This window comes from Paraburkholderia sp. (assembly GCF_024281035.1).
Classification (GTDB): Bacteria; Pseudomonadota; Gammaproteobacteria; order Burkholderiales; family Burkholderiaceae; genus Paraburkholderia.
Window position 1 is genome coordinate 109,920 of the sequence record NZ_JAMXLH010000025.1, and the last position, 26,730, is coordinate 136,649.

Here is a 26,730-nt window from a genome sequence, read left to right on the forward strand (position 1 = left end):
AAAGTTTACGGAGGTAACGCGCTCAGATAAATGCGAGCGCCGCGAAGACACTGTTAGCTCAGACCGTAGAATCGCGCGCCATGGCAATCCGGCAGCCACACGGGCGCGCGCTAAAACGCGGGTGCTGCATCATGTACCATACGTCGCCTGACGAAGGCGCGGGCACGCATGACTGCACAGCCACCACTGCGGGCGCGCCAGCGTGGATCAATGCAATAGAGAGACCCCGGATTGGAGAAACAAGTATGAAAGTTGCAGTCATGGGCGCGGGCGCGGTGGGCTGCTATTACGGCGGCATGCTGGCGCGCGCGGGACACGATGTCGTGCTGATCGGCCGTGCGCAGCACGTGGACGTCATCGAACACGAAGGTCTGCGCCTCGAGACCCAGCAGTTCGACGAACGCATCGGCCCCCCGCACCTTACGGCCAGCACGGACCCCGCCGCCGTTACCGGCGCGCAACTCGTGCTGTTCTGCGTGAAGTCGACCGACACCGAAAGCGCAGGCGCTTCCATCAAGCCCCACCTCGCCGCCGATGCGCTCGTGCTCACGCTGCAAAATGGCGTCGACAACGCCGAGCGCCTGCGCGGCGTGCTCGCTCAGGACGTGGCGGCGGCGGTCGTCTACGTCGCCACCGAAATGGCCGGTCCCGGCCACGTGCGCCATCACGGACGCGGCGAACTCGTGATCGAGCCTTCGCCACACAACGAGGCCGTCGCGCAAACGCTGGCCGCCGCACAGATTCCCGTCGAGATTTCCGATAACGTGCGCGGTGCACTGTGGGCCAAGTTGATTCTCAACTGCGCGTACAACGCGCTTTCGGCAATTTCGCAGTTGCCTTATGGGCGGCTCGTCGAGGGCGAAGGCGTGCGCGATTCGATGCGCGACGTGGTGGCCGAATGCGTCGCGCTCGCGCAAGCCGACGACGTCGAACTGCCGCCCGACATCGACGTTGCCGTGCGCCGCATTGCGGAAACCATGCCGGGGCAATACTCATCCACCGCGCAGGATCTCGCGCGTGGCAAGCGCAGCGAAATCGACCACCTCAACGGATTCGTCGTCCGGCGCGGCACGGCGCTCGGCGTGCCCACGCCCGCAAACCGGCTGCTCCACACACTCGTGCGCCTCATCGAGGACAAGGCGCACGACGCCGTTTGATTCCAGCGGCGCGGGAAGCGCGGCGAATTGCAGGGAATTGCAGTGAAGCGCGGGGAATTGGGTTCCCGCGCGTGAAGTCCTCGTCCATCGACTCAGGAGATATCGCCATGGCCAAACTCGTCGTGCTCTACAAAACGCCTGCAGATCCCGCCGCATTCGACGCCTACTACACGGCGAAGCATGTGCCGCTCGCGAAGCAGATCCCCGGGCTCGCGCGCTACGAGATCAGCACGGGCCCGGTGACGACGCCGCAGGGCCCCTCGCCGTACCACCTCGCAGCCGTGCTGGAGTTCGACAGCTTCGAAGCCCTGGGTGCGGGTCTTGGCTCGCCCGAAGGCCAGGCGGCGGCGCGCGACGTCGGCAACTTCGCAGACGCGGGCGCCGACCTCCTGCTGTTCGATACGAAAGAGGTCTAGCAGCGTCGGCGCGTGAGCACGTAGCGCATTAGCGCTCGAAAACGAGCAACGTGGACGTGGCCGTTGCGTAGACCTTGCCGGCCTTGTCGGTGATCGTGGCTTCGGTGAAGGCTGCGCGGCGGCCAATCGTGATCACGCGGCCTTCCGCGCGCACCGGCCCGGTATCGACCGTCATCGCACGGTGATACGACACTTTCAGTTCGAGCGTCGTGTAGCCCTGTTTCGCGCCGAGCCGCGAATGCCCCGCGCAACCGCATGCGGAGTCGAGCAGCGTGGCGGCGTAGCCGCCATGCACCGTACCGATGGGGTTATAGGCGTGCAGCCCCGGCGTGCCTTCGAATACGACACGCCCCGCCTCGACTTCGACGAGGTGGAAGTCGAGCGTGTCGCCAATCGGCGCACGCCCGCCATGCTGGATCATGTGCTGCAACTGTTCGAGCCCGGTCAGGCCGGGCGGCAATTCTGCTACGAGATTCATTGAATCGTGTCTCCATCGGACAGGCGCAATTTCGCAGATATTCCATGCGATGCGACGGCGGTCGCCTCCGCCATTCGCACATCCTACCGTTTTTAGAACGCTCGTGCTTAAATCCATTTCAGCTCGCCGCAGGCAAGAACCCGGGGCGATTGCCAGTCAATCTATTCGGGCCGTTAATCCGCTATCCAAATGACCGGAACAAGTTCGATGCGCGCGCATCGAACCAGCGGATCGACTCGCCCGCCGCGCCGTTCAGTCGCCGTTCGGTCACCATCAGCCAGCCGAAGACCGCAAAAGGTAAAATCCAGCGATTCCGTCCGCGCGAGCCGTAAAAGCCGCACCGTTGAAGCCATGAATCCGAGCGAATTTGCCGAACTTCCCGCCACTGCGACGCGTGGCGCCCTTTCCATCGAATACCGCTGGATCGGCGTCGAACGCGCCGACGCGCCGCTCGCCGTCTTCCTGCACGAAGGGCTCGGCTCGATCGCGATGTGGAAAGACTGGCCACAGGCGCTTTGCGAGCGGCTCGGCATGCGCGGGCTCGTCTGGTCGCGCCCCGGATATGGGCGCTCGACGCCGCGTCCGCACGATGTGAAGTGGCCGGTCGACTATCTGTCGCAGCAGGCCCGCGACGTCCTGCCCGCGCTGCTCGACGCGCTCGGGGTGAGCGCTGCGCAGCGCGAACGCATGTGGCTCATCGGCCATAGCGACGGCGGAACGATCGCGCTGCTTTACGCCGCGTTTTTCCCGCACGCGCTCGGCGCAGCCGTGGTGATCGCGCCGCACGTTTTCGTCGAGGACATCTCGATCCACGGAATCGCCGAGACAAAGCTTGCGTACGCAACGACCAGCCTTCGCGACAGGCTCGCGCGCTATCACGACGATGTCGATTCGGCGTTCTACGGCTGGAGCGATATCTGGCTGAGTCCGGCTTTCCGATCGTGGAATATCGTCGCGCAGCTCGGCACGATCCGCGCGCCGCTGCTCGCGATGCAGGCAATCGACGACCACTACGGCACGTTGGCGCAGATCGATGCCATTGGCGCCGCGGTGCCGCATGCACGTATCCACGCGCTCGCACAAGGCGGCCACTCGCCGCATCGCGATGCCCCGGAACCGCTTGACGACGCCATTGCTCAATTCGTGCTCGAACAGCAACAACGCGCGATTTCAGCCTGAAACCGCGCCCCGGAACCGCCACCTGAAGCGACACTAAAGGCGCGCTCAACAGGTTGATATTTTCGCTATCCATGCACCGTGAATTAAACGCGGATCATCAGGGCTAATCTCAGGGCGGCGAAATGCCGTAAACACTGGGTGAGCACTATGCATTGATGATATTGTCTGCACTGGCTGGCGCCCGCGTGTGACGCAGCGCCCATCATCTGGCGGCGCACGCGTGCCGGTTTCAACCATGAGCGAATTGACCCAGATGGATGCACCGAAAACTTCGCCGCGCACGTGGATGCGGCGCGCAGCGGCGTGGATACGCCCGCGCATTCGGCAAGCCTTCGCCCCCGCGGTCCGCAATCTGCAGTACGCAAAACGGAGATTGCAGCCGTTCGCGCTGGTGGCGGTGATCGGCTTCCCGCTTTACTACTACGTCTGGAAAGTCCTCTTCCCGCAGCCGTACGAGAATCTCCCGCTGCGCCTCCTCGGCTCCGCGCTGTTCCTGCCCGTGATCGCGTATGACCGGTGGCCCGCCGCCGCGAAGAAACTGCTGCCGTGGTACTGGTACAGCGTCACCCTTTTTGCGCTGCCGTTCTTCTTCACGTTCATGCTGCTCAAGAACAACGGCAATCAGGTGTGGGTGGAAAGCGCACTGATCGCGGCGTTCGTGATGGTGCTGATTCACGACTGGCTCATGCTCGTGCTGCAGTTCGTGCTCGGCATCGGCCTGGCCATGCTCGCCTATGCCCTGACCAGCCACCCCGTCAACTTCGGCGCGAATTACCTCACCCACCTCACGATCTTTTCGTTCGCCGTGGCAATCGGCGCGGCGGCGAACTACGATCAGGAGCGCATCCAGGTCGAACAGGAGCGTGCCATGCTCGCCACCGCGGGCAGTGTGGCGCACGAACTGCGCACGCCGCTCGTGGCGATCCGCGTGGGCGCCGCAGGCCTCATGCGCTTCCTGCCTGGCCTCCTCGAAACGTACCTGCTCGCACAGCGCCACCTCTTGCCCGTGCCGCGCATCCGCACGGCGCATTTGCGTTCACTCCAGGGCGTGGTGGGCCGCATCGAACAGGAAGCGTTGTATTCGAACGCGATCATCGACATGCTGCTTGCCACCGCGCGCTTCACCGGCGGAAACATGCAAAACGCAACGCTGTGTTCAATTGCGCATTGCGTGGAAACGGCGCTCTCGCGCTATCCGTTTCGAGAGGGCGACCGGCGCCGCGTGCAGTGCAATCTGCGTCCCGATTTCTCGTTTCGCGGCTCGGAAATGCTGACCGTCCACGTTCTTTTTAATTTGTTGAAAAACGCGTTCCGCCATATGGGCGGTATTGAAGACGCATATATTTCCATTCGCCTCGAAACGGGGCCACGTGCAAATCGGTTGATTTTCAGCGATACCGGCTCAGGGATTGCGCCAGATATCTTGCCGCATATCTTCACCCGCTTTTATACTTCGGCAACTGCCACCGACGATGTCTCGCTCGGAGCAGGAATTGGACTCGCCTTTTGCTACGACGTCATGCAAGCGATCGGAGGAGCCATTACCTGTTCTTCGGTGCGAGGCGAGTACACCGAGTTCGTTTTGACTTTCCCAGCGCCATGATGAAAGCCATCAAGCCGTTCGCGTACCCGACCACCGTCGCCTTTGTCGACGACAGCGCGTCATTTTTGTCGAACCTGAGCCTGCAGCTCGATCCGCGGCTGGCATTCCGGATGTTCAGTTCATCCACTCAGGCACTGAAGTTCCTGAATGAGCGCCCCGCGCACGAACAGGGCACCGAACTCATCTTCAGCCCGTATCACGACCGTACCGAAGAAAACGACGCTCAACAGGTCGTCGCCATGCGCGTGGATGCAATCCGCAGTCTCGTGCACGAACCGGCCCGCTTCGATTCGGTTTCGGTCGTCGTGGTCGATTACGACATGCCCGAACCGAACGGACTGGATTTCTGCCGGCGCATCGCCAACCCCGCCGTGAAGAAAATCATGCTCACGGGCAAGGCCGATGAACACGTGGCCGTCCGCAGTTTCAACGAAGGCATCATCGACCGCTTTATCCGCAAGCATGAAGTCGACGCCGTCGAGACACTGAACCACGCGATCCGCGATATGCAGGACGCGTACCTCGACTGGGCGGGTGCATCCGTGCGCGACGCGCTCTCGGTCGCCGAATACGGATTCCTGAAGGACGGCGCACTCGCGGCGCATGTCAGCGGCCTCTTTCAAAGCCTCGGCATCGTCGAGCACTATCTTTCGTATCAGCCCCACGGGCTCTTGATGTTCGACGAAACGGGCACGGCGTACCTGCTGGTGATCCACACGGACGAGACGCTGCGCGGCGTGCGCGAGATCGCCGTCGAGCAAGGCGCGCCGTCGAGCTTCTTCGCGGAGCTCGACAGCCACCGCAAGCTGCCGTATTTCTGGCAAACCGAGGGCCACTACCCGTCTCAATGCGACGAGTGGCAGCCCTTCATGCACCCGGCTTCGGTTTTCCAGGGCGAGCGCCGCTATATCTACACGGTCATCAAGCAGCCGGCCGGGCTGGCGCTCGATGCGATCCTCCCCTACGAAACGTATCTGCGCGAGCTGGACGGCGAAGTCCCCACGGCGTGAGACGCGCATCGCGCGGCCTCACGCCGCGCCTTCATCAAGCCGTCGCCCGCTCTGCCACGGGTTGCGCCTGACGCACCCGGGCGCGGGCCGCGCCGCGCCCAGCCGCGCGCCGCGTGGACGGCCAGTTCCACATGTCCACTTCATCGCGCATCTCGTCGCACGCATCGACGAAGCGCTCCAGTTCCTGATCGGTCAGCGCCGCGTTCACCGAGATCCGCACAAGCGAGCGGTTCTGCGCCGTCGCCGGTGCGCAAAACACCGAGCCGAAGATGCCGCGTGCTTCGAGCGCGTCGCGCAGCACGATGGTCTGCTGCTCAGGGCCCGCTTCCAGCGCGATGATCTGCGCCTCGCTGCCGTTGAGGTTGTAGCCGAGTTCGGTGAGCCGCACGCGCAGGTAGCGTGCGTTCGCGGCAAGCCGCATGCGGCGCCAGTCTTCCCGTTCGATCACGTCGAGTGTGGCCGCGAGCCCGGCCACTTCGTGCGGCAACAGCGTCGAGCTAAAAATCGCGGGCAACGCTTCGAATTTGAAGTACTCCTGAAAGCGACGCGAACAACTAATGAAACCCGCGCGGCCTGCAAACGCCTTCGCGAGGCTCGCTGTACGGAAATGGACGCGATCGGTGAGGCCCAGCTCGACAACGAGCCCGGCGCCGTGCGGTCCGTGCGTGCCGAGCGAATGCGATTCGTCGACCACGAACACGCAATCGTGTTCCGCGCAAACATCGGCAATGGCGGCGAGCGGCGCCACGCTGCCATTCGTGCTGTACACCGAATCGACAATCACGACGCCCGGGCCATTGCGCTCGATGCGTTGTTCGAGGTGATCGACGTCGTTATGCAGGAAACTGATTGCGCGCGCACCCGCACTGCGAATTCCCTCCCAAAGCGACATGTGCGCCATCATGTCGACGTAGACCGGCGTCTGTGCGTCGGCAATCGACTGGATCAGCCCCGTGTTGGCCGCGAATCCCGACTGGCACAGCACGCCCGCTTCCGCACCCATATAAGCGGCGAACCGGTCTTCCAGTTGAAGCTGCGGACACGCGTCGCCGTGCAGGAAAATGCCGGACATCAGCAGACCATTGCCCTCGGCGCGGATATTCGCGCATACCGCGTCGAGAATCTCGGGATGACGCGCGATTGAAAGATAGTCGTTGCTCGACAGATGTAATGCATCGTTTCCCGGCTCGCGCCCCATCATGATGTGCCCGCCTGCCCAGTGCGCCTGCACCCGCTCCCGGTAATAGCGGTCGACACGCGCTGCGAGAATGGCCGGCAATGCCGCGTCGTTGTTTTGGGCGCTGCGCCAGTTGTTGCGAAGTTTCATTTGATGCTCCTCGTGGTTAAAGGCCGCCGTCCGGGTAATTCGCCCCGTTAGCTATACCTGGGAATGGCCGGCCGGAAAAATGCCCGTGCGACTGCGACATGCGCGATCGGCATGATGCTGACGTCATGATCACGGGCAGATAAAAACGGATGAAGCGATGACCGACGAACACGGTCATCAGAATGCACAGCAGACGGGGGCAATGTGTGCGGGAGCAACGCGCAGGTGTGCGCAAGACCGCACAGCCGATTCATAAGGCCTTCCCGGCCACGCGCAAACGGCGCTGATCTGGTTTGCGGCCGTTGGCCACCATCAATGGACGCCCCGATACCCGCACGACTTCCGCCTCGCGTGATCGCCAGTATTGATGAAGGAAAGGGCGCCCGGTCGATACGACGGGCGCGCGGAAATGGCTGCGCCGGTTATCCGCGAGGTGAGACGTTCCGCGTAGAACGCTGTCCGACGCGCGAGACGCAAGTGGGATGATTATCGGGCAAAAAATCGCGCCAGTACGGGCCTGGCGGCGTTAACTATGCTTCCTGCATCTGGAAATAACGTGATGCGGCGCACACACCATGAGTTCGGGCACCGAACGATACACTGCGCATAATATGAAGTGCCGAACGACCGGGTTTGAAGCGACGTGCGCGAAACGCGTCCTTCCTGAAACAGACAAAAATTAATGTTTGCTTTCCAGGAGATTAATTAGCATTGCATGTCGATATTTGTTCCAGCCACGGCTCCCTGCAATTCAACGCGTCCCTATTTGATACCGAGCACCCGATCCAACGACAGCCTGCCACCACCGCGCGCGATCATATAGAGCAGCAAACCGGCCCACGAGAGATGCGTTGGCCATGCATCCGGATAGACGAACACTTCGATTACGGTGGTCATGCCGAGCAACGCTAGCGCCGCACCGCGTGTAAAAAGTCCGAGCACGAGCAACAGCGGAAAGAAGTGCTCCGAGTACGCTGCCATATGTGCGGCCAGTTCCGGCGCGATGAGCGGAATCCTGTATTCGTTTCGAAAGAGTTCGTAGGTGCCCTGCGTGATCGTCAGCAAGCCGCTCACTTTCGTGCGGCCCGACATGAAAAAGATCGCTGCGATCGAAAAGCGGCAAATCAACGCCAGTAGCGAGTGACCGATGATGCGGCTGGCCAGATCGGCGGCAGCATTCCAGCCTGCACGCAGATGCGAGAGCGGCGAAGCCGCAGCGACGCGGGTCGTGTCCATTTCAGTCTCCGTGTATTTCGTGAAACCCGATGTCCGGGCCGGTAACGGCTGCACTTATCGCGCCGTCGGCAAACAACGTGGCTGTGAAGCTGACAAGATCGAGATCCGGCTCGGCTGCGAGTGCGCGTTCCATTGCATCGCCGAACGTGACGCCAGCGGCGCAGGCATCGAGCAGCGCGCAGGCTCCCTTGCCCACCTGGCGCCATGTCACGCGGCCGCCTGAGCGCAGCAGCAATGCACCCTCGCCGCGCCAGTCGAGTGGATCGGGAAAAGCCGCTGCTTCCCGGGTCGCGCGCCAGATCGTGTAGACCGGTTGCGCGTCGAACCATGCCCAGCGCGCACTCGCGTTTGGAGGCAGGACGGTCCGCAATAATTCGTCAGGAGAAAGACGCGTGATTTCCGCGGCGCGCCGCGATGCGTTTTCGGACGCAACTTCGGACCCGAAATCGGGCGCGACATGCGACTCGATCCACAGGCGGTCGAGACGCGCCACGCCGGCCAGATAAGTCAGTTTTCTCGCGGGCTCGAACGCTTCGAGAAACGCCGGAAAGGTCGCGCCGTATAGCAAGAGTCGCGCGTCGTCGGGCGGCGTGGCACGCGCATAGACAAGCGCCGCTGCGCGAAACCAGTCCACGCCGACGAGTCGCTGCACGGACGGAAAATTCGCCTGCAAGGCATCCACGCAGCCCTTGAACACGGTATTGCGATACACGGCAAAACCCGGTTGAGCGGCCACCGCCGCCACACGCGGATCGTTTTCCGCCGCGTCGTACAGCGCGCGAATGAAACGATCCTGGAACGCAGCGAGCGAGGTATTCATACCGTCACCTCCGCATCATCCAGGATCGCCTGGGCGCACGCGCGCTCGGCAAGCAGTTCGACGAATCCAGGGATATGATCGTCGCGCTCGATCAGCGTGGGCCGCGCACCGAAACGCGCAATCACATGCCGGTAGAGCGCCCATACGGCGTCATCGACGGGTGCGTCATGCGAGTCGATCAGGAGTGGCGGCTGTGTCTGCGTATCGACGCTATGTCCCGCAAGGTGGATTTCGATGACGGATTCGCCCGGGAATGCATCGAGCCATTCCTTCGCATCGAAACCCATGTTGCGCGCGCTCACATAAACGTTGTTCACGTCGAGCAGCAACGCGCAGCCTGTGCGCCGCACCAGTTCGGCGAAAAAGGCCTGCTCGCTCCACTCATGACCTTCGACGCGCAGATAGTGCGACGGATTTTCAATGGCAATGCGCTGCCCCAGCGTGTCCTGCACGCACGCGATGTTCGCGGCGATGCGCGAGAGCGCCGCACCGTTACGCGGGAACGGCAGCAGATCCGGATGGTAGTGGCCGCCCCACGCCGACCACGCCAGATGCTCGGACACCCACGCGGGCTGCACACGCCGCGCAAGCTCACGCAAGCGATGCAGATTCGCCGCGTCCGGCGCGCGGTCGGCGGCAAGCGACATCGACACGCTATGCAGCGACAACGGGTGCCGCTCGCGCACCGCCTCGAGCCACGCAAGACGGGGGCCGCCCGCAACCATGTAGTTCTCCGGGTGGACCTCGAACCACAAGCCACGCGCATCGCAGTTGAGCGCATCGTCGTAGTGCTGCGGCTTGAGGCCGAGTCCGGCGCCGCTTTCGATTGGCGTATTCATGATTGTCGGGCGGCGGTGCGCGTCAGGATTGAAGCGGCGTAAGCGAACCGTGGCCCTTCGGCGTCTGGATCGTCGTGCAGGTTCCCGTCGGCACGTTCTTCCAGTGAATGCCGTCGTAGTCCATCTTTTGCGAGCCGGCGCAGGTCGTTCCCGCCCCCGCCTTGCAGTCGTTGTGGCCGGCCATCGCAACGCCGTAACACTTTTCCACGCTGCCTCCCTGAGCCTGAGCAGCGCTCGCGCCGCTTGCAAGCGTGGCAAGAATTATTGCTGCGGCGGACAATTTAAGAGTACTCATGATATAGCCTCGATTGATTTAAAAAGAACAGTATTCAGATCGTTATCGCCTTCTTTAACGATGCGCGAGCGATCTGCCTGTAAATACGAGGCGGCCCACCCAGCGGTTACAGCGCGATGCGCTTTTTCGACGCAATATTTTTTTGCCGTCGGCTGTAACCGAAAACGCCTGCCGGACGAATAGACGTACGGACGCGCACCACGCCGCACACCGCGCAATTGCCGAAAGCCATCGGAAAGAAAACCGCGCAACCCGTGCTTGACGAACGACGCCAAGGGCCGCGACTATAAACAGGGATCTTTTCCCAGCCACCGGAGCATCGTCATGACCCGCTACGCGTTATACGTCGAGCTGAAAGCCCGTCCCGGCAAAGAGGACGCGCTGGCCGCCTTCCTCGCCGGCGCAAAGCCGCTGGTCGATGCCGAACCCGCCACGCGCGCATGGTTCGGCGCGCGCTTCGACGTCCAGACGTTCGCAATCTTCGACGCCTTCGACGACGAATCCGGCCGCGACGCCCATCTGAGCGGCAAGGTCGCCGCCGCCCTGATGGCGCACGCCGCAGAGCTGCTCGCCGAAGCGCCGCAGATCCGCCGCGCCGATGTCCTCGCAGACAAGCTGCCTGGCTGATGCGCGCAGCGTTGCGCACGCGCGCGCATAGTCTTTCGTCTGCGCTGTAACCGGAGTTCGCGATGAATCGAACTACGGGTAGCGAGCCTGCGCGCGGCACAGAGGAACGGCTGCGGGCGCTGTTCGTGCGCGGCCTCGACGGCGATACAGCCGCTTATCAGGCATTTCTCGCCGAGCTGAGCGCGCATCTGCGCGGCTTCCTGCGCAAGCGTCTTTTCGCGCTGCAGGACGATGTGGAGGATCTGGTGCAAGAAATCCTGCTGGCCGTACACAACGGAAGAGCCACGTATCGGCCCGACCAGCCGCTTACGGCGTGGGTGCACGCCATTGCGCGCTACAAGCTGACCGACTTTTTTCGCGCGCGCGCCCGGCGTGAGGCGCTGCAAATACCGCTCGACGAGGAGCTGGAGATTTTCGCCACTTCCGATACCGAAGCCGCCGATGCCAGCCGCGATCTGAGCAAGTTGCTCGAGCAATTACCGGACCGGCAGCGTCTGCCGATCCTGCACGTGAAGCTTCAGGGGCTTTCGGTGACGGAAACGGCGAAATTGACCGGTCTTTCCGAGTCGGCCGTGAAAGTAGGCGTACACCGCGGCCTCAAAGCGCTCGCGATGATGTTTCAAAACGCGTCATGAAAACAGAGGATCTCATTTCGTTACTCGCCACGGGTGCTGCGCCGGTCGACCGCCACGTGGTCGCCCGCCGCTTCTGCCGGGCGCTGCTCGCGGGCGGCGCCGGCTCGACGCTGCTGCTGTCGCTTGTCTTTGGCGTGCGCCCCGATCTTGCGACAGTGGCCGCCACACCCGTGTTCTGGTTCAAGCTCGCGCTGCCGTTCTTCATCGCGCTCGGCGCACTTTTCGCCACCACGCGGCTGGCGCGGCCCGCCGGCGCGCCTGGCATTGCCTGGGCTGCCGTGGCGTGGCCCGTGGTCGCGGTGTGGATCGGCGCGGGTGCGCTCCTCTGGTTCGCCGCACCGGACGCGCGCCTGCCGCTCGTCATGGGACAGACGTGGCGCGCGTGTCCGCTCAATATCACGCTGCTTTCGGTCCCCTCTTTCATCGCCGTTTTCTGGGCGCTGCGCGGCCTCGCCCCCACGCGCCTGCGCACCGCCGGTTTCGCGGGCGGGCTGCTTGCGAGCGCCACGGCGACGCTCGCTTACTGCCTGCATTGCCCCGAAATGAGTGCGCCATTCTGGGCTGTCTGGTACCTGCTTGGGATGGCAATTCCAGCGGCGCTCGGCGCGTGGCTCGGCCCGAAGCTGCTGCGCTGGTAACCGCGCTGGTAACCGCACTGTTATCCGCTCTAGCCCGCGCACAACGGCATCCGCGCCGTATCTTCGATCGAACCCCGAGCGCATCGCATTCCGACCCGGGCCGACCCGGGCCGACCCGGACCGGGAACGGCACTTGCGAATGTTCTGATGAACGCCGGGTCCCGCCCGCATTAACGCGAGCAAGCACCGGCAGCAGAGATGCGAAAACAAGGACGCTGTCTGGTCCGCGTCACTCGGGTAAAGGACTATGGCTACCGTATTGCTCGTCGATGACGACGTCAACGCGCTCGATGCGCTAAAGGAATTGATCGGTCAGGAAGGCTACAGGGTCATGACGGCCGCGGACGGCACGCACGCACTGCGCAGCGCGCTCGCCGAGCCGCCCGACATCGTGATATCGGACTGCATGATGCCCGATATGGACGGCCTGACCCTGATGCGCGAATTGCGCCGCAACCGCGAATTGGCCAATGTGCCGCTCGTGCTGATGTCGGCGGTGGTCACGCCGCCTCCGGGCGCCGATGTGGTCGGCTTCCTGCGCAAACCGTTTGCCGGTTCGCAATTGATCGACATGCTGCGTCGCGTGCAGTTGCCGTAAGCGTTCAAAGGGATTTGCGATTTAATTCGCAATAGCAGTTAATGCGCGATGTTGCGGGTGCACGCAACGCGCAACCGTCAAGCCTGCGCGGACTGCCGATGCCAGCCGTTGTGCCGGAACGAGGTGGCGAAGAACATCACCTGATAGCGAATGGCATTGGACCAGTAGGACCACGTGTGTCCGCCAGGACGCTCGGCGTAGTCGTGCGGAACGCCCAGTTCGACGAGCCGCTGGTGCAGCGCGCGATTCGATGTGACGAAGCCGTCGCTCACGCCGCAATCGATGGTCAGGTCGATATGGTCGCGCTCGAACTCGCGCGCGCTCGCAACGATCGCATTGCTGTTCCAGAACTCGGCGTGCCGTGCGGGATTGCCGAATACGCGGTCGATGCCGGGTTCGTCTTCGCACTTGCGCGGATCGACCGCGCCGCTAATGCTGCCTGCCGCACCGAATGTCCCCGGCCGGTCGAGCGCGATACGCAGCGCACCGAAGCCGCCCATGCTCAGGCCCGTGATCGCGCGGCCCTGTCTGGCGGCGATGGTGCGAAAGCGTGCGTCGATCCAGTTCACCACTTCGGTGCCGACGTAAGTTTCGTACTGGCTGCGCGGGTCGAACGGACTGTCGATATACCAGCTTTCATGGCCGCCGTCGGGCATCACGAGAATCACGTGATACCGGTCCGCGAGCCGGCCAATCGGCGCGTTCGAAGTCCAGTCGGTATAGTCGCCGCCCGAGCCGTGCAATACGTAGATCACCGGATAACGTTGCGTGTGGTCGCCGCGCGCGTAGTCGTCGGGCAACACGATCGTCGCGTCGAACGCACGCCGCATGGCGACGCTCGGGATGGACACGACACCGGTCTGGAATGCCCAGACGGGCGTGGTAAAGAACAGCGTCAAAAGGAGCCAGAATGCGCGGGCCTGATTCATGAGTGTTCGCTCTTGTCTTATCCGCCTCTGCACCCGAGCGCATTCGAGCGCCGGGCGGCCATACGCCTTGGAGGACTCTAACAACGGGTACTTTCAGCCAAATTTCAGGCAAGCCTACGGTTTGTCAGGAAGGCAGGAATCGCGAGGCCCGGCTCGCCGCTGTCACACAGAATCGCGTGCACAATAACGATTCCCGCGACGAATCCCGCGACGGCGAACACTGCGCGCCGCCATGCCGCCCCGTTCGCCAGGAGACGCGTCATGTCCATTCTGGTAGGCACCGCATCCTGGACCGATCCCACGCTCATCAAGAGCAAGCGGTTTTACCCGTCCGGCTGCACCAGCGCGGAGGCGCGCTTGCGCTTCTACGCGAGCCAGTTTCCGATCGTCGAGGCGGATTCGAGTTACTACGCGATGCCGAGCGGCTCGAACGCCGCGCTCTGGGTCGAGCGCACACCGCCGCACTTCGTCTTCAACATCAAGGCATTCCGCCTTTTCACCGGCCATCAGACACCGCGCGACAAATTCCCGGGCGACATCCAGGCCGCGTTGCCACAGAACGGCAAAGCGAATCTCTACTACAAGGACATGCCCGACGCGATTCGCGACGAGCTGTGGCGACGCTTTCGCGAAGCCATCGCGCCTTTGAACGACGCGGGCAAACTGGGTGCGGTGCATTTCCAGTTTGCACCGTGGGTCACGTCGGGACCGGACGGCCTCGCACACGTCGCGCATTGCGCGGAGCAGATACCGCCCGGCTATCGCATGGCTGTCGAATTTCGAAACCGTTCGTGGTTCGACGACGCGCACGCCGCTTCGACGCTCGCGTTCGAGCGCGAGCGCGCGCTCGTTCATGTCGTGGCCGACGAACCACAGGGGCCTGCGAACACGATTCCATTGGTGTGGGAGGTCACGAACGACACGCTTGCGCTGGTTCGCCTGCATGGGCGCAATCAGGCAACATGGAATATCAAAGGTGCGACGGCATCGAGCGAACGCTTCAATTACGACTACAACGATGACGAGCTGGCCGACCTCGCTGAAGAAATTCGCAAGATCGCCGCCTATGTCGCGCAAACGCATGTGCTTTTCAACAATAATTACGAAGATCAGGGACAGCGCAATGCGCGCACACTCATGGCAATGTTGGGGAATCCGCTTGTCGCGCGAGGTGAATAGCGCAACGCGTCGCGCAATTAACTTGCATTCGCATGGATTAGAGTTTTCCCTCTTCTCCTTTCAAGGATAGCCGCGTTGTTCCCGGTTTCTGGCGAGAAGTCATGCGGCTCGTGTGGTTACTTCGTCAATCGCCTTTATTCGCTTTCCCCATCGAGAAACCATGTTCGCAGCCTGGTATTCCTCGTTGTATTCGCGCGTTCTTGCCCCCACCTCCAGTATTGGATTCATTGCCAGCGCGTATGTGCAACTGTATCGTAGAACTGTGCATCGCCAATCGATGCATTCTGTCTTGCACCAGGAGCACCTATGACCTATCCGACAAACACCGCACCGATCATCACCGATGTACTGATCATCGGCGCTGGACCTGTCGGCCTGTTCGCAGCATTCGAGGCGGGCGTGATCGGCCTCTCGTGTCAAATCGTGGATGGCATCGAGCGGGCGGGCGGCCAATGCATCGAGCTTTATCCCGACAAACCGATTTACGATATTCCGGCGATTCCGATGTGCACCGCACGCGAACTCGTCGACCGCCTTGTTGAGCAATGCAAACCATTTTCTCCGCCCATGCATCTCGGCCATCGCATAGAAACGGTCGAGCGCCGCGACGACGGAAAATGGCGTGCCCGCACCGATAAAGGCCTCACGTTCGAAGCAGCGGCAATCCTGATCTCCGCAGGCAATGGTTCGTTTGTCCCGCAGCGGTTGCAACTGCCGGAAGCCGCGCTGCTCGAAGGGCACGCGCTGCACTATAGCGTCCCGAGGCTCGCCGATTTCGCCGGGAAGAAAGTCGTGGTCGCGGGCGGAGGCGACTCCGCACTCGACTGGGCACTGGAACTTCGCTCGGTCGCGCAGCATGTCACGCTCGTTCATCGTCGAAACGGTTTTAGCGCAGCGGATTCGAGCGTCGAAAAAGTGCGTCGCGCAATCGAGGCACGTGAAATGGATTTTGTCCTGGGGATGATTGCGGGACTGAACGCGCAGGGCAGCGCGCTCGAATCGATCGAGATTCGTCAGATCGACGGTTCGGTGAATCTCGCCGCCGATCAACTGCTCGTGCTGTACGGCCTCGTTTCCGATCTCGGTCCGATCGCAGGCTGGGGAATCGACATGCTGGGCGGGCGAATCGCGGTCGACACTTCGAACTATGAAAGCTCGGTGCCCGGCCTCTTTGCGGCAGGCGATATTGCCACCTATCCGAACAAACAGAAGCTGATTCTTTCCGGTTTCCACGAAGCATCGCTTGCCCTGCGCAAGGCGTACCACTACGCCTACCCGGACAAGAAACGCGTGCACATCCATTCGAGTTACGACGCGAAACTGGCTGAGCGCGTAGTCGCCAGCCATGAAGCGTGAAAACCGGGGATTGCATCACTGCATGACAGCGCCGCGCCGTTTTCGCACGCGCGGCGCCGATATCCTCATCTCGATCGGCCAAGCCACTTCTTGAACGCGCAATACGCCAGGATGAACTCGCGGCGATATTGATGTCCGTTCGCGTAGTGGCCCTTTGTCAGCACCGCCTGGCGATAGATGATCATCGTTCGCCGCACCCATTCCGTTGCAGCGCTCATGCCGTCTCGTGCCACGAGAAAGGCGATGCGATTGTCTTCATTCATGCGTATTCCCTGAGTTTAACTAGCACGGCCGGCAAGCATGCGAGCCGGGTAGCTGTTTTTTAGTGCACGATAGGGTTTTTGGCAAGGCGCTTCAGGCCGCGTAGTTTATCGGCGGCTCAATGGCGCCAGCACACGTTGCCAAACGCCTGGCGCTTATTCCGCACAGGCAGATTTTGTGCACTGCAAGCCAGCACGCAAAGTCGCGGCATTGCCGAAGACGACATCGCGATGTTCGAGAGCCGCTATGTCGCGCACGCCGTAACGGCCGCATATGGAGATGTGACAGGTCGCGTACGTGGCAGAATGCGCAACATTATCTGCACGACGAACTATATGACGCCATCTGCGCGCGCTATCGCGCCCCGTCCCGACATACTTGATTTGACGCCCATGCCCTTGCCCACGATGAACCGCCCTACCCAGATTAACGGCCTTCGAATCGGCATCACAATCGGCCTGCGCGCGCCCGACGAAAGCCTGTGGATCAACGGCATCAAGCAGAACGCGCTCTTTCTCGCGAAGCTGCTGATGGCATCGCCGCGCGGCTATCAAATCACGCTCGTGAACACCACCGATGTCCCGCTGACCGATGCGTTGCCGTGGGATCGCACGGCGTACGACACCCGTACGTTTGGCGAGGTGAAAGATGCGCTCGACGTGCTCATCGAACTCGGCGGACAGATCAACGCCGAACAGACCGCCTACCTGAAGGCGCGTGGCGCAAAGCTCGTCAGCTATTGCTGCGGCGTCGAATACATCAACGTGATGGAATCCATGCTGTTTGGCCGACGCCTGTGGAATGCGCTCTTCATCAATCACGGTTTCGACGAAGTCTGGGCCATTCCGCAGATCGCGACGTCTTCACTGCCGTACCTGCAGTCGCTGCGGCGCTGCCCGGGGCGCGTCGTGCCGTTCGTCTGGGATCCGATGTTCCTCACGGAACGCGCGCGACGTTTGCACCATCATGGCGAATATCGGCCGAGCGGCGCGCACGCGAAGCGTGTGACGGTGATGGAGCCGAATCACGACGTGGTGAAGTTTTGCGTCTATCCGATGCTGATCATCGACGAGGTTTTCCGTCGCGCGCCCGATGCCATCTCGTTCGCGCATGCGACCAACGCCGAACATCTGGCGAAATCAAGCCCGGAATTCGTGATGTTGATGAACTATCTCGAGATCGTGCGCGCGGGCAAGGCAAGCTTCGTCGGGCGCTTCGACACACCGGATTTCCTCGCCGAACTGACCGATGTCGTCGTTTCGCATCAGTGGGAAAACCCGCTCAACTACTTTTATCTGGAAGTGTGCTGGCAGGGCTACCCGCTCATCCATAACGCGAGCCTGGCGCCGGATCTCGGTTACCACTACCCGGATAATGACGTGCAACAAGGGGCGGATTTGCTGCTGCGCGCGTTGCGCGAGCATGACGCCGACTGGCAGGGGTACACGCAGCGTCAGCGCGACATCCTGCGGCGTTATACGCCCGAAAATCCCGCGCTCGTGGCCGAGTACGACAGCTTGCTCGCACGCTTGATCGGCGCTGCGGGTTAAAAACAGGCTAACTACGGGTAAAGCTCCTACCAGGTTCCGCGCCGGGTGTGTAGTTCACGCCCGGCGCGAACAATCCTTTGCACCATCCGCTCAACGTTCTCGCACGGCCACCGGCACACGACGCGCGGCGCGCTGCGGGATCAGCAGAATGCAACCCAGGATGACGGCAAGCAGGATACCCGATGCATAGAACCGGCTGAACTGCATGCCGCCTTGCGTGAGGGGCTTGTCGAGCAGATCGCCGAGCGTCGCGCCCAGCGGACGCGTAAGCACGAACGCCGCCCAGAACAGCGCTGTACGCGACACGCGCGGCCACAGCCAGAGCAGCCCGACGACGACAAGTCCGGCACCGAAAATAACCGCGCTGACTTCGTAGCCGAGACCGAGGCCGCCGCGGTCGTCTCCGGCAACCCAGTCGCCGAGCGCGGTGCCGAGCGTCTGCGAAAACAGAATCGTGGCCCAGTAAAACCACTCCACGCGCGCAGTCACGACACTTTCAACCGAAACGGTGCCCTCCACGCGGTACCAGATCGCGAGGCTTGCGACCAGCAATGCGAGGATGATCGAGACGCCGCCGGGATAACCCAAACCAAGCGAGCGATCGCAGAAATCGGCCAGCGTCGTGCCGAGTGTCGTCGTGGCGACGATGGTTGCCCAGTAGAGAAACGGGTAAAATTTGCGCGCACGGATCTGTGCTGAAACCAGCACGACGAATGCGACGAAGAAAATAAGCGTGCCGATCAGATAGCCAAGATTAAGCGACATCGTCACCCAATCGCCACCGGTTTCACCGAGCGTGGTGCATGCGATCTTGATGATCCAGAAGCCGAGCGTCACCGCGGGCACTTTACTGACGACGTGTTCGACCAGACTTCGGGTGCTGGTTTGCATTGCAAGACTCCTTGTGTCGCGCATACACGAAACGAAAGAGTCTGTGATTATAGACACGCATAATTAACAACAGCTTAACGACCTCCGGCCCCCTTTTCCGCTGCCTGATCCGGCGGAACGCTTCAGGCTGGCGCACCGGATTTGTGGCGCAGTTCGAAATCGAATTGCAGCATATTAACGACGGGATCGCCAGCGAGTCCGCCGATTGCCTGACGCCCGGTGCGTTCACGCCGAAATATTATTTAACGGAAATAATCCAGGCTGTTCTTCCAGGCCGTTCTAGCGGATTGAAACGGTCCAGATAAATCACGCAGGTCATTAAGCGCGGCGATTACTTTTAAGTCGGGGCAAGTACACGGGGCCACGCGGATTGCATGACCCGCGCGCCGCTTCCTGCCCGACGACCCTGAAGCAGTGCGGCCAAAGTGTCGCGGGCAAACTTACAACAGCTGTCAGCCAAAAACTTGACGGCGGCGAGCGGGAATCTGTACCCTCTCGCGTCGATGGTTCCCGCCATAGGGATCAAATGGGAACGCAGTAGAAGCACCCACGCTTCGAATCTGCGGCTGCCCCCGCAACTGTAAGCGGCGAGTCCGTGCCAGGCGCGACCACTGGGATACCCGGGAAGGTCGGCACCGGACAACGACCCGCAAGCCAGGAGACCTGCCATCAACCGAGGTCCAAGCAGCCGCACCGGGCGGGGTGTCCCGATGCGCCAGCACCGCCCTGTGCGGTCGCTCGTTGCTAGGACAGCCCGGCCTCAGGAACTGTCACATGTCCGTTAATTCTCGACCCGCCTCCTTGCGGGATATGCCGCATTGCCGCGCCGCCAGCCGGCGCCCTCGAAACACGCGAGCCGCTCGCTCATCCGTTCCGTCTGTCTCGTCCGCTTGCGCCTCTGATCGGGCGTATTAGCTCCGCTTTTCGCCCCGCTTTTAGTCGCATTGCGCACTGCCGCGCCATTCCGGTCGTCGATTGGAGCGAACGTGCCTAAGCGCGCGCTGCAAGGCCCGCGCCATCCGCTGCATCCGATTCAGACCCAAAACGTATTTGAAGAGTCACTCATGAAGTTTCGTCATCTCATCGTCACGTCCGCCATCACTGCCTGCGCCTTGCAAAGCGCCCAGGCCGCGGACGACGCAACGCTTGCGCAACAGGCGCAGCCGGGCGCGGAAAGCGCCGTGCCGGATATTCTCGTCGTGGGCGATGCCCAGCACTTGCCGCAATCGTTCGACCAGCGCTACGCGACCACGCAGGTCCTCACGCGTACGGATCTCGATCGTATTTCTCCCGCCGATCCGGGCATCGCACAAGCGCTCGCCACGCTGCCGGGCATCACCGTCTCGCAGAGCGGCGGGCCGGGTTCGGTCGCCGCGGTCAGCATCCGCGGCTCGGCGGGCAATCAGGTTGCCGTATTCATCGACGGTGTTCGCGTCGGCTCCGTGACCACCGGCGTGGCCGAATGGGCGGATCTGCCGACCTCCGCGTTCGATCGCGTCGAGGTCATTTCCGGCCCGGCAGCGGCCTCGTTCGGCGCGGACGCGGTCGGCGGCGTCGTGCAGCTCTTCACGCGCCACGCATCGAACCAGCCGAATCAGACGACCGCATCGTTCGGCGGCGGCTCGAACAAGACATTCGACACGCAGCTGCGCACCTCGGGCACGATCCCGTCGACGGGGCCGATGTCCGCGCTTGGCGGGCTCACCTACTCGCTCGGGCTGCACGACTACAACACGGCGGGCATCGACGCGACCCAGCCGTTTGCGTACGGCCACGAGGACGGACGCAACCCGTATCACGCGCAAAACATCGACGCGCGCCTGGGATATGCACGCGATAACTGGTCGATTTCGACCTTCGCGCTCTATCACCGCTCCGATCTTTCGATCGACAACGCGGGCGGAAACGACCAGCAACGCGATAATCAACTGACGACCGGCGCTGCGTTCCATCTGGACATCACGCCATTCACGCAGTTCGACCAGTCAGTCGGCTTCGCGAACGACCGCCAGTTCCTCTACGCGCGAAACCCGTCGATTCCGAACGACGAAATCGATTCGACGCGATTCTCCACATCGACGTCGATCACCCATCAGGAGACGGGCCACAGGCTGTTCGGCCAGCCGCTGACCGGCGAAACGAAGCTCGCCTACGACTTCACGCGCGAACAGGCATTCCTGCCGGTCGATATCCCGAGCGGTCTTCCCGCGCGCAACGATTCGGCCGTATCGCTTCACCAGTCGACCACGCTCGGCCCGTGGACGCTGTTCCTCGCAGGCCGCCACGAGATCGTGCAGGGTCAGTCGGTCAACACGGGCAACGTCGCGCTCTCCTGGGCGATCACGCCGGTCTACACCGCACGCGTCTCCTACGGCAACGCCTTCCGTCTGCCCACGTTCAACGATCTGTACTACCCGGGCTACTCGAATCCGAACCTTAGGCCCGAGCGCAGCAACTCAGTCGAGGCGGCGCTCGATGCGACGACGTCGTTCGGCACTTTCACGGCGGCCGTCTACGAGACCCGCGTTCACGACCTCATCGCGCTCGTCACGTCCGATTACGTGAATTACACGCCCATCAATATTGGGCAGGCGCGCATTCAGGGCATCGACCTCTCGTACAAGGGCTCGCTCGGCAAGTCGACACCTGTGAGTGTCTCCTTCAGCATTCTGAATCCGCAGGACGTTACGGGCCAGAGCTGGCTCCCCCGTCGCCCGCGGCAGACGGGCAGCCTGAGCATCGATCACATGTGGGACGAACTGCACCTGCACGCGCTCAGCACGGGCGTTTCGGTGCTGTATGGCGGATCGACGTTCGACGACCAGGCCAACACGATTTATCTGCCGTCGTATACGACCGTCGACCTGCGCGCCTCGTACCAGGTCAACCCGCATCTCGCGCTGTCCGCCTCGCTTTCGAATCTGTTCAACCGGCAATACGTGACCGCCTTCGGTTACAACACGCTGGGACGCACGGCGTTCGGCAAGATCACGTATACGTTCTGACGTGAGGGTTCAACGCTGCCCGCTCTCGCGGGCAGCGAACGCGGTATCGGCAACCCGGGCGGTTGCGCGCTCAACCGCTGCCCCGGGGGTTGTTCACATCACCCGGCTCCTTGAGCACCGCCTCGTGCGAATCCACGATCGGCGCGCATCGCCCCGGCATTCGCGTTCGCGGCAAGTGCATCGAAGACCGCGGACGCGTGATCACATCTGGCCGATTGCCGCGTGATTTTCAAGTGAAACGTTTGCGAGCTCCACAGCACATCTCCAGCTGATTGCGTACAGCATTGTTGTTGCAAAGGAATCTAAAGTTCGCCCCGTTTGCGTCGATAAAAAGACACTGCGATTCCCGACCTGTTTTGACGGCCGGTCCAGAAAGTACAGGATTCACCCAAGGGCGCAGGACGCTACGACGAGCCATCCCAACCTGAATTCCCATAAGAATGAACAACAAGCTAAAAACTGGCGCTATCCTCGGCCTGGCTGTATTACTTGGTGCTTGCGGAGCGCTGCCTCGTTCGCAATATAGCGGTGACGCGATGAAGTCGATCAAAACGATCATTGTCGAAACGCCGCCGAAGACTCAATATTTCGCAGAAAGCGTGGGCGCTTCGCCGATCATTGTCCTGCCTGGAGTCGGTATCGCCGCCGCAGCAGCCATTAGCGCTACTGTCGGCGCGTTGACTCCCCGAGACAATCCAACGTTTAACGACCTGGTCACTGCACAGATCGGTGAGTCCGATCTGAACCGCAGATTCTTCGATCAGATCGAATCGGCGTTGCGTGAACAAGGATACGAGGTTCGGGAAGTTGACGGGAGCGCCCCGGATATGCCGAAGACTATTCTTCAGCGTGGCCAGATTCCCAAGCTGGAGGGAGCGGCCTATCGCGGCGCAGATGCCATCATGGCCGTGGCGGTCAAAACCGGATACTACTCCGCAGGCGTTTTCGAGCCGTACGTCAGGAACGTGAACGTGAACATAGCGATTTTCAAGGCGGACACGCTCAAGCCGATTTTCCGGGACCGCTTGCTCCACTACGCCATGCACGACAATGCATACAACTATTCACGCTTTTCAGACGTGACTTCGGATCTTCCCCACGCCATCCACGGGATAGACGAGGCCATGATGAATTTCGTTCCAGAGTTCGATGCCGACATGCAAGCGAGCCGCGGCATTCCATCGCCAACGGCACGAACGAAAGATTTTGGATCGATGCTTCACTGATTCCGGCAGCATGTAGCCTGCGCATGTCACCAACTGGTGCGCCGATCAGATTGACGCGCATCGTGACGGGACTGCATGCGCTCAAGCGCGTCGCAAAACCGGAAGAGCTTGCGCGGGCGGCGCTCTATCTTGCATCCGACGATTCGTCCTTCGTGACGGGCACGGCTTCACTGGTCGATGGCGGGGCGTCGATTACGCGCACATGATGTGTGCGGGCGCAACGTTGTCTGGCATCCATAAGTCGTGCGTGGCAAGCATGTCCACGGCACCCAGCGGTCGCTCGGTGAGGTCATGCACCGATACGCACGTTGCATTTCGCGGCGATCTCCAGCAGCTTCGCAACATCCGGCGGGCCAGGCGGCACTTCCGCGTCGATCATCGTGAACAGCGCCGAGGCCTCGCCGGTGTGCCCGGCCACGGAAAGCATTTCGCAGCCGCCCACACCCATCGTGAAACTATGCACGGCGCCGGCCGGCACATGAACGAGCGTGCCCGGCATCGCGGTGGTGGTCATGCCGTTACAACTGATGTCGACGCTGCCCTTGATGACGTAAAACGACTCGTCCCAGTCGTGGCTGTGAGGAGGCGGGCCGCTCCCTTCCGGGCCTTCCTGAAGGAAGATTTCATAGCCATGCGTCGCCTCGCGCGATGCCAATACGGTGATTTTTTCACCGACGACATTGAGGGCGCGCGCGTATTCGCCTGGCGTCACCACAAACGGTTGCGGGTTCATATCTATGGTTTCCTTCGATGTGCAGGCCGTTGAGCGTGTGACGTACTCACCGCCAATCGCCACGCGCGCAATGATGAGAGGAATGATGGCCGCCCCGGTTTTAGCGCCTCGGCCTGCGTCGATGACTGGCGCCGCACCGGCCAATACAGCGTAAGCACAGGCTTGCGCCGTTGTATGTGGTCTAGCGCACGCAGGTCGCGCGTATCACCGCACCCTGCGCGCGAAAAATTCGCGCGTCAACTGTGCGACCTCATCGGTCGCCTCGTCCAACGCGAAATGACCGGCCGTCGAGCAGATGAACTTCCGCCTCAGGCACGTCGCATTGCCAGGCGTGGCCACCCTGTACGGCAAACGACGGATTATGACGGCCCCATACCACCAGCAGCGGCGGTCGGTGCTCACGCAACCAGGCTTGCCAGCGCGGATAGGCGGCTACGTTGTTGCGATAGTCGTAGAAGAGTTCAGTCTGGATAACGACCTGCCCCGGGCGAGACAGAAACGCGAATTCATCAGACCAGAATTGAAGCTAACCACGCCGATGGGGTTAACCAGGCTGTGGCCTGTGGCATGGGCATCGGCATTGCGACGCTGTGGCAGATCCGCCCGCTGCTCGAAGGCGGCAGCGGCGGATACGTTGATTGGCCGGTATTGACTTTAAGGTGATCCGGCGTATCCAGCTTTGATATTACGTATGATGCCGCGCTCAGAGCTTTCGGCGCGGCTTGCGCGCCGTGTGCTGGATTCGAAGAACCGTGCGGCCGATCTGATGAGCAACGACCCTGGCGGCCGATTGTACTTCAGGCGTTCGCGGCTTGTTCCTTCACCCAGAACACCAGCACTGAAGTTTCTTCTTCGAAGCGCTCGGCATGCTCGGCGCCAGCCGGGATGATGCACCATTCACCGCTGCTCACCGGCCGTTCGGTGCCGTCCAGCGTCAGGTGGAGCGTACCAGCGCTGACCAGCACGTAGTTGGTGCTGGGATGCGTGTGCAGCGGACTGCCATGATTGTTCCGGGTAGCAACGGTGACGTCGCAGCGCTCGCCTTTGATTCTGCCAAGGGCAAGCAGAGCGTCAGGGATATGTGACATTTAAGACTTCCTCGAGAGTGGAACATCGCAAGTTTAGCGGCGCCGACAAGGGTTGTGCCGATAGTTGACACCCCAAAAGGGACGGTCGCGCGGCCTGTAAGCGAACGCAAGCCACTCCACTCATCTTCCTTATTTAGTGCAGTTAAAAATTCATCGGACGAATCGGCGGCGCAAACGAAGCGAAACGACCGTCAAGCTCGCCACCCGCAGTCTTACGAACCTGTATAACGGTGGCTTTTCCGGGCCGGGCAAGAAGTTCTTTTCTCGAAGGCAGCTGTGCGCTGCAGCGACTTTCCGGGAAGCGACGCCGCAAGAGCGAACTCCTTCTTTTTGGCAAACGTTTGCGGTCAAGGTATCAAGTCTCACCTTCCCACGCCGAAAACGCGTACATCGCCACGAAACTTTGGAGGCCCGACGTGACGCGCGTTGTGCTTTTACTAGCCGTAATGTTTGTGACAGGTTGCGCACAACTGCAGCAGCCCAACACGGCTCAAGCCGGGAAACCTGTGGTGTCGAACGTGATCATGAAATTCGACATTCCCGCCGATGCACTTGGCGCACGCGATCCGCAACTGACTGCGGTGCTCGCCAAGGCGGGCGCGCTCGCCGCCTCGCAGAAGCAGCCCACCGTGATCCGCGTGACGGCGCTGGCCCAGGACTTCAAGTACATCAACCTGGCGATCTGGCGGGGAGTGCCGCAGCACGGGCTCAAACCCACGCTCGAAAACCTTACGTCCGGCGCGAACCAGGCGTACAGCGTCTCGATCGAGCCGCAACATGCGGGGAGCTGACACGATGCGCCTGATTGCTTTCGCCGCGCTATCGCTATGCTTGTGTTCAGCCGCGTGGGCCGGCCAGCCCGCCGGCGGCACGCCTGCAACCGCTGCCGCCACAGCCTCTGCGGACAAGGTCTACCCGCCGCTGCCCTCGCTCGCCATGCTGCCGCCCTCCATCGGCGACGACGACGAACTTCCCGCGCCGCACTCGACATGGCACGGCAAGAAGAAGATGCGCCAGCACGATTGCCGCTGCGCGATGCCGACGCCGCGACTCGTCGTCTCCGATACGTCGCGCACCTATCTCCATGACATCGAGCAAAAGCTCGATTCCGCGCTGGCGCAGTAAAGCAGAACCTGGAGCACCGACCCGTGGCCCCGCACAAGACCAACACCTTCCGCCCTTTGCGAGTGGGGGCCCTATGCGCCTGGGCGGCGCTGCTGGCGCTCGGCAGTTCGGCCGCACATGCCGCCCCGCCCGCCGACGATTGCTTCGACAGGGCCGGCGCTTACCAGGGCGTCAATCCGCTCGTGCTGCGCGCGGTGGCGTGGCGTGAATCGAAAGGCGACGCGACCGCCATCAACCGCAACGCCAACGGTTCAATCGACGTGGGGCAATTGCAGATCAATTCGATCCACTTTCCGGAACTCGAGAGTCGGGGCATTCCGCACCGCGCGCTCACGGACCCGTGCGTGAATATCTTCGTGGCCGCCTGGCTGCTCAAGCAGAAGATGGTGCGATACGGCAACACGTGGCGCGCAATCGGCGCATACCACTCGGAATCGCCGCACGAGCGCGACGCCTACGCACGCAGCATCCAGGCGATTCTCGCGAACTGGGGGCTGTTGCGGCCGCAGCAGTGAGGTTCAGGCGCAGA

Annotated in this window: 30 protein-coding genes, 2 pseudogenes and 1 riboswitch; of the genes and pseudogenes, 19 read left to right on the top strand and 13 right to left on the bottom strand. The window is 61.9% G+C overall.

What is annotated here, in order from left to right; genetic code table 11:
- The first annotated feature begins 245 nt into the window (after window positions 1-245).
- Together Q0L30_RS08115 and Q0L30_RS08120 are read left to right on the top strand one after the other, a co-directional pair.
- A complete protein-coding gene (locus Q0L30_RS08115; RefSeq protein ID WP_296653610.1) occupies window positions 246-1,157 on the top strand; it encodes a 2-dehydropantoate 2-reductase in 912 nt (303 codons plus the stop codon).
- Window positions 1,158-1,264: 107 nt separating this feature from the next.
- Window positions 1,265-1,573 (top strand): EthD family reductase, encoded by a 309-nt coding sequence (locus tag Q0L30_RS08120; RefSeq protein WP_296653612.1) that lies wholly within the window; start codon window positions 1,265-1,267, stop codon window positions 1,571-1,573.
- Window positions 1,574-1,601: 28 nt separating this feature from the next.
- Here Q0L30_RS08120 and Q0L30_RS08125 read toward each other — a convergent pair whose 3' ends face one another.
- A complete protein-coding gene (locus Q0L30_RS08125) occupies window positions 1,602-2,051 on the bottom strand; it encodes a PaaI family thioesterase (protein ID WP_296653614.1) in 450 nt (149 codons plus the stop codon).
- On the opposite strand from Q0L30_RS08125, the gene Q0L30_RS08130 reads away from it, so the two are divergent.
- From Q0L30_RS08130 to Q0L30_RS08145, 4 genes are all read left to right on the top strand, one after another.
- Complete coding sequence (locus tag Q0L30_RS08130) at window positions 2,051-2,383, top strand: hypothetical protein (protein ID WP_296653616.1); 333 nt, start codon at window positions 2,051-2,053, stop codon at window positions 2,381-2,383. The genes Q0L30_RS08125 and Q0L30_RS08130 overlap by 1 nt on opposite strands.
- Window positions 2,384-2,402: 19 nt before the next feature.
- Entirely contained in the window at window positions 2,403-3,230 is an 828-nt protein-coding gene (locus Q0L30_RS08135; protein WP_296653617.1) for an alpha/beta fold hydrolase, read from the top strand.
- Window positions 3,231-3,465: 235 nt separating this feature from the next.
- Window positions 3,466-4,833: a sensor histidine kinase KdpD gene (locus Q0L30_RS08140; protein WP_296653619.1), complete on the top strand. Its 1,368-nt coding sequence runs from the start codon at window positions 3,466-3,468 to the stop codon at window positions 4,831-4,833.
- Window positions 4,830-5,843, top strand: a complete 1,014-nt coding sequence (locus tag Q0L30_RS08145) for a response regulator (protein ID WP_296653623.1) — start codon at window positions 4,830-4,832, stop codon at window positions 5,841-5,843. The genes Q0L30_RS08140 and Q0L30_RS08145 overlap by 4 nt, the downstream gene beginning before the upstream one ends.
- Before the next feature lie 34 nt (window positions 5,844-5,877).
- Here the strand turns inward: Q0L30_RS08145 and cqsA are convergent, their stop codons facing one another.
- From cqsA to Q0L30_RS08175, 6 genes are all read right to left on the bottom strand, one after another.
- Window positions 5,878-7,170, bottom strand: a complete 1,293-nt coding sequence (gene cqsA / locus Q0L30_RS08150) for an alpha-hydroxyketone-type quorum-sensing autoinducer synthase (RefSeq protein ID WP_296653625.1) — start codon at window positions 7,168-7,170, stop codon at window positions 5,878-5,880.
- A 762-nt stretch (window positions 7,171-7,932) separates the two neighbouring features.
- A complete protein-coding gene (locus Q0L30_RS08155) occupies window positions 7,933-8,406 on the bottom strand; it encodes a DoxX family protein (RefSeq protein WP_296653628.1) in 474 nt (157 codons plus the stop codon).
- A 1-nt stretch (window position 8,407) separates the two neighbouring features.
- On the bottom strand, window positions 8,408-9,226 hold the full coding sequence (locus tag Q0L30_RS08160) for a DNA-binding domain-containing protein (RefSeq protein ID WP_296653630.1): 819 nt from the start codon (window positions 9,224-9,226) through the stop codon (window positions 8,408-8,410).
- Entirely contained in the window at window positions 9,223-10,065 is an 843-nt protein-coding gene (locus Q0L30_RS08165) for a DUF692 domain-containing protein (RefSeq protein WP_296653633.1), read from the bottom strand. Before Q0L30_RS08165 ends, Q0L30_RS08160 begins: the two co-directional genes overlap by 4 nt.
- Before the next feature lie 22 nt (window positions 10,066-10,087).
- Window positions 10,088-10,360, bottom strand: a complete 273-nt coding sequence (locus Q0L30_RS08170; protein ID WP_296653635.1) for a DUF2282 domain-containing protein — start codon at window positions 10,358-10,360, stop codon at window positions 10,088-10,090.
- Window positions 10,357-10,635: a hypothetical protein gene (locus Q0L30_RS08175; protein ID WP_296653639.1), complete on the bottom strand. Its 279-nt coding sequence runs from the start codon at window positions 10,633-10,635 to the stop codon at window positions 10,357-10,359. Before Q0L30_RS08175 ends, Q0L30_RS08170 begins: the two co-directional genes overlap by 4 nt.
- A 49-nt stretch (window positions 10,636-10,684) precedes the next feature.
- Here Q0L30_RS08175 and Q0L30_RS08180 point away from each other — a divergent pair, with 49 nt between their 5' ends.
- From Q0L30_RS08180 to Q0L30_RS08195, 4 genes are all read left to right on the top strand, one after another.
- Window positions 10,685-10,987, top strand: coding sequence for an antibiotic biosynthesis monooxygenase (locus Q0L30_RS08180; RefSeq protein WP_296653642.1), 303 nt, complete (start codon window positions 10,685-10,687; stop codon window positions 10,985-10,987).
- 62 nt (window positions 10,988-11,049) lie between these two features.
- The gene (locus Q0L30_RS08185) at window positions 11,050-11,622 is read left to right on the top strand and encodes a sigma-70 family RNA polymerase sigma factor (RefSeq protein ID WP_296653644.1); all 573 of its coding nucleotides are present in this window, start codon (window positions 11,050-11,052) and stop codon (window positions 11,620-11,622) included.
- Window positions 11,619-12,260, top strand: a complete 642-nt coding sequence (locus Q0L30_RS08190; protein WP_296653648.1) for a DUF1109 domain-containing protein — start codon at window positions 11,619-11,621, stop codon at window positions 12,258-12,260. Before Q0L30_RS08185 ends, Q0L30_RS08190 begins: the two co-directional genes overlap by 4 nt.
- A gap of 247 nt (window positions 12,261-12,507) precedes the next feature.
- The gene (locus Q0L30_RS08195; RefSeq protein WP_296653650.1) at window positions 12,508-12,858 is read left to right on the top strand and encodes a response regulator; all 351 of its coding nucleotides are present in this window, start codon (window positions 12,508-12,510) and stop codon (window positions 12,856-12,858) included.
- A 77-nt stretch (window positions 12,859-12,935) separates the two neighbouring features.
- On the opposite strand, the gene Q0L30_RS08200 is transcribed toward Q0L30_RS08195, so the two are convergent.
- Window positions 12,936-13,787: an alpha/beta hydrolase family protein gene (locus Q0L30_RS08200; RefSeq protein ID WP_296653653.1), complete on the bottom strand. Its 852-nt coding sequence runs from the start codon at window positions 13,785-13,787 to the stop codon at window positions 12,936-12,938.
- Window positions 13,788-14,048: 261 nt separating this feature from the next.
- Between Q0L30_RS08200 and Q0L30_RS08205 the strand changes: the two genes are divergently transcribed.
- Together Q0L30_RS08205 and Q0L30_RS08210 are read left to right on the top strand one after the other, a co-directional pair.
- Entirely contained in the window at window positions 14,049-14,966 is a 918-nt protein-coding gene (locus tag Q0L30_RS08205) for a DUF72 domain-containing protein (protein WP_296653656.1), read from the top strand.
- 306 nt (window positions 14,967-15,272) lie between these two features.
- Window positions 15,273-16,322 carry an NAD(P)/FAD-dependent oxidoreductase gene (locus tag Q0L30_RS08210; protein ID WP_296653659.1) on the top strand — a complete coding sequence of 350 codons (1,050 nt, stop codon included), beginning with the start codon at window positions 15,273-15,275 and terminating at the stop codon, window positions 16,320-16,322.
- 65 nt (window positions 16,323-16,387) lie between these two features.
- Here Q0L30_RS08210 and Q0L30_RS08215 read toward each other — a convergent pair whose 3' ends face one another.
- Window positions 16,388-16,585, bottom strand: coding sequence for a hypothetical protein (locus Q0L30_RS08215; RefSeq protein ID WP_296653663.1), 198 nt, complete (start codon window positions 16,583-16,585; stop codon window positions 16,388-16,390).
- A 390-nt stretch (window positions 16,586-16,975) separates the two neighbouring features.
- Here Q0L30_RS08215 and Q0L30_RS08220 point away from each other — a divergent pair, with 390 nt between their 5' ends.
- Entirely contained in the window at window positions 16,976-18,133 is a 1,158-nt protein-coding gene (locus Q0L30_RS08220) for a DUF2827 domain-containing protein (RefSeq protein ID WP_296653665.1), read from the top strand.
- Between the two features lie 90 nt (window positions 18,134-18,223).
- On the opposite strand, the gene Q0L30_RS08225 is transcribed toward Q0L30_RS08220, so the two are convergent.
- A complete protein-coding gene (locus tag Q0L30_RS08225; RefSeq protein ID WP_296653668.1) occupies window positions 18,224-19,024 on the bottom strand; it encodes a hypothetical protein in 801 nt (266 codons plus the stop codon).
- 487 nt (window positions 19,025-19,511) lie between these two features.
- A riboswitch (cobalamin riboswitch) is annotated at window positions 19,512-19,710 on the top strand.
- A 378-nt stretch (window positions 19,711-20,088) separates the two neighbouring features.
- Between Q0L30_RS08225 and Q0L30_RS08230 the strand changes: the two genes are divergently transcribed.
- The 3 genes and pseudogenes from Q0L30_RS08230 to Q0L30_RS08240 all read left to right on the top strand — a co-directional run.
- The gene (locus Q0L30_RS08230; protein ID WP_296653671.1) at window positions 20,089-22,029 is read left to right on the top strand and encodes a TonB-dependent receptor; all 1,941 of its coding nucleotides are present in this window, start codon (window positions 20,089-20,091) and stop codon (window positions 22,027-22,029) included.
- Window positions 22,030-22,469: 440 nt separating this feature from the next.
- Window positions 22,470-23,255 carry a hypothetical protein gene (locus Q0L30_RS08235; RefSeq protein WP_296653674.1) on the top strand — a complete coding sequence of 262 codons (786 nt, stop codon included), beginning with the start codon at window positions 22,470-22,472 and terminating at the stop codon, window positions 23,253-23,255.
- A 62-nt stretch (window positions 23,256-23,317) separates the two neighbouring features.
- Window positions 23,318-23,461: pseudogene (locus tag Q0L30_RS08240) on the top strand (SDR family oxidoreductase); the annotation flags it as partial.
- Between the two features lie 83 nt (window positions 23,462-23,544).
- On the opposite strand, the gene Q0L30_RS08245 reads toward Q0L30_RS08240, so the two are convergent.
- The 3 genes and pseudogenes from Q0L30_RS08245 to Q0L30_RS08255 all read right to left on the bottom strand — a co-directional run bounded on the left by Q0L30_RS08245 (window position 23,545) and on the right by Q0L30_RS08255 (window position 25,076).
- On the bottom strand, window positions 23,545-24,132 hold the full coding sequence (locus Q0L30_RS08245) for a cupin domain-containing protein (RefSeq protein ID WP_367277791.1): 588 nt from the start codon (window positions 24,130-24,132) through the stop codon (window positions 23,545-23,547).
- Between the two features lie 60 nt (window positions 24,133-24,192).
- A pseudogene (locus Q0L30_RS08250) lies at window positions 24,193-24,505 on the bottom strand (alpha/beta fold hydrolase); the annotation flags it as partial.
- A gap of 280 nt (window positions 24,506-24,785) precedes the next feature.
- Entirely contained in the window at window positions 24,786-25,076 is a 291-nt protein-coding gene (locus tag Q0L30_RS08255; protein ID WP_296653678.1) for a cupin domain-containing protein, read from the bottom strand.
- A 416-nt stretch (window positions 25,077-25,492) separates the two neighbouring features.
- Here Q0L30_RS08255 and Q0L30_RS08260 point away from each other — a divergent pair, with 416 nt between their 5' ends.
- The 3 genes from Q0L30_RS08260 to Q0L30_RS08270 are packed head-to-tail and all read left to right on the top strand — an operon-like array spanning window position 25,493 to window position 26,716.
- Window positions 25,493-25,867, top strand: a complete 375-nt coding sequence (locus Q0L30_RS08260) for a hypothetical protein (protein ID WP_296653681.1) — start codon at window positions 25,493-25,495, stop codon at window positions 25,865-25,867.
- A 4-nt stretch (window positions 25,868-25,871) separates the two neighbouring features.
- Complete coding sequence (locus Q0L30_RS08265; RefSeq protein ID WP_296653684.1) at window positions 25,872-26,201, top strand: hypothetical protein; 330 nt, start codon at window positions 25,872-25,874, stop codon at window positions 26,199-26,201.
- A 23-nt stretch (window positions 26,202-26,224) separates the two neighbouring features.
- Complete coding sequence (locus Q0L30_RS08270) at window positions 26,225-26,716, top strand: lytic transglycosylase domain-containing protein (protein WP_296653688.1); 492 nt, start codon at window positions 26,225-26,227, stop codon at window positions 26,714-26,716.
- The last annotated feature ends 14 nt before the right edge of the window (window positions 26,717-26,730 follow it).

Bases quoted from the DNA above. Each gene is read 5' to 3' on its own strand.
- Q0L30_RS08155 (WP_296653628.1), bottom strand. From the start codon at position 8,406: ATGGACACGACCCGCGTCGCTGCGGCTTCGCCGCTCTCGCATCTGCGT.
- Q0L30_RS08180 (WP_296653642.1), top strand. From the start codon at position 10,685: ATGACCCGCTACGCGTTATACGTCGAGCTGAAAGCCCGTCCCGGCAAA.
- Q0L30_RS08145 (WP_296653623.1), top strand. From the start codon at position 4,830: ATGATGAAAGCCATCAAGCCGTTCGCGTACCCGACCACCGTCGCCTTT.
- Q0L30_RS08215 (WP_296653663.1), bottom strand. From the start codon at position 16,585: ATGAATGAAGACAATCGCATCGCCTTTCTCGTGGCACGAGACGGCATG.
- Q0L30_RS08120 (WP_296653612.1), top strand. From the start codon at position 1,265: ATGGCCAAACTCGTCGTGCTCTACAAAACGCCTGCAGATCCCGCCGCA.
- Q0L30_RS08265 (WP_296653684.1), top strand. From the start codon at position 25,872: ATGCGCCTGATTGCTTTCGCCGCGCTATCGCTATGCTTGTGTTCAGCC.
- Q0L30_RS08160 (WP_296653630.1), bottom strand. From the start codon at position 9,226: ATGAATACCTCGCTCGCTGCGTTCCAGGATCGTTTCATTCGCGCGCTG.
- Q0L30_RS08185 (WP_296653644.1), top strand. From the start codon at position 11,050: ATGAATCGAACTACGGGTAGCGAGCCTGCGCGCGGCACAGAGGAACGG.
- Q0L30_RS08165 (WP_296653633.1), bottom strand. From the start codon at position 10,065: ATGAATACGCCAATCGAAAGCGGCGCCGGACTCGGCCTCAAGCCGCAG.
- Q0L30_RS08255 (WP_296653678.1), bottom strand. From the start codon at position 25,076: ATGTCACATATCCCTGACGCTCTGCTTGCCCTTGGCAGAATCAAAGGC.
- Q0L30_RS08115 (WP_296653610.1), top strand. From the start codon at position 246: ATGAAAGTTGCAGTCATGGGCGCGGGCGCGGTGGGCTGCTATTACGGC.
- Q0L30_RS08225 (WP_296653668.1), bottom strand. From the start codon at position 19,024: ATGCAAACCAGCACCCGAAGTCTGGTCGAACACGTCGTCAGTAAAGTG.
- Q0L30_RS08230 (WP_296653671.1), top strand. From the start codon at position 20,089: ATGAAGTTTCGTCATCTCATCGTCACGTCCGCCATCACTGCCTGCGCC.
- Q0L30_RS08135 (WP_296653617.1), top strand. From the start codon at position 2,403: ATGAATCCGAGCGAATTTGCCGAACTTCCCGCCACTGCGACGCGTGGC.
- Q0L30_RS08190 (WP_296653648.1), top strand. From the start codon at position 11,619: ATGAAAACAGAGGATCTCATTTCGTTACTCGCCACGGGTGCTGCGCCG.
- Q0L30_RS08125 (WP_296653614.1), bottom strand. From the start codon at position 2,051: ATGAATCTCGTAGCAGAATTGCCGCCCGGCCTGACCGGGCTCGAACAG.
- Q0L30_RS08195 (WP_296653650.1), top strand. From the start codon at position 12,508: ATGGCTACCGTATTGCTCGTCGATGACGACGTCAACGCGCTCGATGCG.
- Q0L30_RS08220 (WP_296653665.1), top strand. From the start codon at position 16,976: ATGCCCTTGCCCACGATGAACCGCCCTACCCAGATTAACGGCCTTCGA.
- Q0L30_RS08235 (WP_296653674.1), top strand. From the start codon at position 22,470: ATGAACAACAAGCTAAAAACTGGCGCTATCCTCGGCCTGGCTGTATTA.
- Q0L30_RS08205 (WP_296653656.1), top strand. From the start codon at position 14,049: ATGTCCATTCTGGTAGGCACCGCATCCTGGACCGATCCCACGCTCATC.
- Q0L30_RS08140 (WP_296653619.1), top strand. From the start codon at position 3,466: ATGAGCGAATTGACCCAGATGGATGCACCGAAAACTTCGCCGCGCACG.
- Q0L30_RS08200 (WP_296653653.1), bottom strand. From the start codon at position 13,787: ATGAATCAGGCCCGCGCATTCTGGCTCCTTTTGACGCTGTTCTTTACC.
- Q0L30_RS08210 (WP_296653659.1), top strand. From the start codon at position 15,273: ATGACCTATCCGACAAACACCGCACCGATCATCACCGATGTACTGATC.
- cqsA (WP_296653625.1), bottom strand. From the start codon at position 7,170: ATGAAACTTCGCAACAACTGGCGCAGCGCCCAAAACAACGACGCGGCA.
- Q0L30_RS08170 (WP_296653635.1), bottom strand. From the start codon at position 10,360: ATGAGTACTCTTAAATTGTCCGCCGCAGCAATAATTCTTGCCACGCTT.